At 36.1% G+C, this 3,178-nt stretch carries 2 protein-coding genes and 1 pseudogene; all 3 read left to right on the top strand.

The window, feature by feature from the left end; genetic code table 11:
• The first annotated feature begins 110 nt into the window (after window positions 1–110).
• On the top strand, window positions 111–944 hold the full coding sequence (locus D5281_RS24425; RefSeq protein ID WP_160562464.1) for a hypothetical protein: 834 nt from the start codon (window positions 111–113) through the stop codon (window positions 942–944).
• Between the two features lie 32 nt (window positions 945–976).
• Complete coding sequence (locus D5281_RS24420; RefSeq protein ID WP_160562463.1) at window positions 977–2,575, top strand: AAA family ATPase; 1,599 nt, start codon at window positions 977–979, stop codon at window positions 2,573–2,575.
• 45 nt (window positions 2,576–2,620) lie between these two features.
• Window positions 2,621–2,935: pseudogene (locus D5281_RS24415) on the top strand (nucleoside recognition protein); the annotation flags it as partial.
• Between the last annotated feature and the right edge of the window lie 243 nt (window positions 2,936–3,178).

Genomic DNA, 3,178 nt, shown 5'->3' with positions numbered 1-3,178 from the left:
TCGACATACAATCACCTCGTCATGTTTATACCTCCATCATAAAACATGACGATGAGTTAATCAAGTGCAAAATGGTGGTTTTATCAATAAAATTCAGGGAATTCGGCTAAGTGTGGCGAAAATTCATCGTCACGTTTTCGAGAATCCGGGTTGAATCGGTTAAAAGTTTTTATGATTACTTAAGTGAGACTGGTAAAACAACTGATATTTTTTCGGATTACAATTACAGTAAATTTAAAGATGACATCGTTGATAAATATAGCTTGTTGGAACCTGTAGAGAGAGGAAGCTATAAATGTGAAGATATCAAAATTATTTTAATGGAACTGGATAAAGCTATTGATAATTTTCAGAATAAACCTGCCGGAATCAGAGAGGAAGAAAGACATCTTCAGAGAATAATCTTAAGACTGTTTATTAAGCTGACATTAATTGCACCAGCCAAAAGAGGTGTGATTACAAGTATAAAAAAATCAGATATCACAAAAGATTATAAAAAATTGCTTATAAATGGTATAGCTGTCAATATACCTTGTGGATTGTCAAGGGATTTGTGTGCGGCATTAAAATATGCAGAATCTAAAAACAAGGAACCCATTAAGGAAGAGGATAATTTTTTTGAGTATTTATACAAATATAAGGGCAAATTTCGGGTGGAAAGTCTTAATACATGGTTTTATAATGCAGCACAGGACTTTGGGGTAATGGAGGATGAGTGCAAAAATAAAAAGACATTGGCTGTAGAGCCGATTAAAAACATGGTTATTCAAATGATGGTTGATAATATGATTAATCCTGTATTTATATCAAAAATAGCGGGACTTACACTTACCATGATTGAAGCGACATATTATCCCAAGGATTGGAATGCTAAACGCGAGGAAGATATCAATAAGTGCATTAATAAGAGTATTGCACAAAATGATTATTACTGTTATGTATAGAATGCATTTTAAACAGTAGGGAGTGTATAAGTATGGGAATATATTTAAATCCGGGAAATGAACAGTTTGTGGTTTCTGTTAATTCTGAATTATATGTGGATAAGACGGAACTAATTAAATATACGAATAGCCGTATCGGAAAAGACAGACCGTTGATTTGCTCCAGCAGACCAAGAAGGTTTGGGAAAACAATGGCGGTAACTATGCTGGCAGCGTATTACAGTAAAGGATGTCATTCTGAAAAGCTGTTTGAAGGACTTCAAATAAGTCAGAATGAATTTTTCAAAGTGCATTTAAATAAGTATAATGTAATCTTTTTGGATATCCAGTGGATGTACGGAAATGCGCTTGAGGAAATGAAGAGAGATTCAACTCTTAAAGTAGTGAGTTATATTCAGGAACAGGTGATAGCCGAGTTAAGGGAGGAATACGCCGAATATGTCCGAGACGATGACATTTCATTGCCATCGGTATTGGCAAAAATCAATGTTATGACAAAAGAACAGTTTATCATTATTATTGATGAATGGGACTGTCTGTTCCGGGAGGACAAAAATAATGAAAATCTTCAGAAGGAATATATCAATCTTTTGAGAGGATTATTTAAAGGAACGCCATCGGGAGCTTTTTTAAAGCTTGCTTATATTACGGGAATTTTACCAATTAAGAAATACGGCACACAGTCAGCTTTAAATAATTTTCGGGAGCATACAATGGTCAGTCCAAGACAGATGGCGGAGTATGTCGGATTTACGGAGACAGAGGTAAGGACTATTTGCAAAGGACATGATATGCCATTTAAAGAGATGCAAAGATGGTATGACGGATATTATTTTGAAAAGATAGGACATATTTATAGCCCTAACTCTGTAATTGAAGCTGTAGATAGCAGGGAATTTGGGAATTATTGGTCTGGAACAGAGACGTATGAGTCTTTGATGACGTATATTGCAATGGATTTTGATGGGTTAAGACAATTGATTGTAAACATGCTGGGAAATCAGAGATGTAGTATTGACGTGGAATCATTTCAAAACGATATTACTTCATTTAAGTCTGCAGATGATGTTATTACCCTGCTAATTCATATGGGATATCTGGCTTATGATAGTAAGACAAAAAAAGTTTTTATTCCAAATGATGAGGTGAGGAGTGTTTTTTTGCGAGCGATTAGAAATGATGGGTGGGAAGAAGTAATAAAGGCGGTTGATGCATCGGAAGCTTTACTTAAGGCAACTTTGGAGATGAACGAAAAAGCTGTGGCACAGATGATACAAGAAGTCCATATGAAAAGTTCTTCCAGTCTGATATATAACAATGAGATTTCTTTGAGCAGTGTGATTGCGCTGGCATATTATAGTGCATGCAGAGATTATACTCTTGTAAGAGAATTGCCGACAGGAAATGGATTTGCTGATATGGTTTTCCTTCCTAAACGTACATCTTTAAATCCGGCATTGGTTGTGGAACTAAAATGGGATAAAACCGCAGAAGGAGCAATCAGTCAGATTAAAAGTAAAGGATATGTGTCTGTTCTTAAAGAGTATAAAGGAAATATTTTGCTTGTCGGAATCAATTATGAGAAGAAAAGCAGAAAACATCAATGTAGGATAGAAAAATTTGAAATGTAATTTTTGCAGTATCAAAATTATTAATAAGTTCGTGCCACTAACTTGACACAAGGCGGGTTAAAGGCTATGGAGGAGTTGGCGAAGCTGGAAGCAGAGAGGGGGATGTCGGGATACCTGTCTGAGAGAGGGGATACAAAAAACGGTAGGATAGAGCGAGTTGCGAGTAACGAGATGTGTACGTTTTTGATACTGAATATATCGTCACTGCAGCTTATTCCGGTAAATATGATTGCTTACCGCAGCCAGTACGGGAGCGTGAACTCCGCGGGAATTATCGCACCTGCGATTGTGGCGACATTTGTAAGTATGGCGGTGGCGATAGTGTATTGTAAAATGAAAGATGGGAGGCGGAGAGTGTAAGGACTCTCCGTATTTGTTTTGCATATATCAATTAGACATATTTGGAAATAATATAAGGTTAAAAAATATATATTTATTAAAAATAAATTCTGTTTTATTGGATATAAAGTAAGCGCCAAATATTAATGCGGTCAGATACAAAATTACCCCAGCCCTTTGTGAGTTGGAGTAATTCACTATAATTCACATGCGATTTTTGATAGATTGAAGTTTTTCACTCCACGGCGCCAGTTCCGCCAGCTG

Origin of the sequence: Parablautia muri, from assembly GCF_009917485.1 — a bacterium.
Taxonomy (GTDB): Bacteria; Bacillota; Clostridia; order Lachnospirales; family Lachnospiraceae; genus Suilimivivens; species Suilimivivens muri.
The sequence above is the reverse complement of the archived record's forward strand: the minus strand, read 5'-3'. Positions and strand labels throughout refer to the sequence as shown.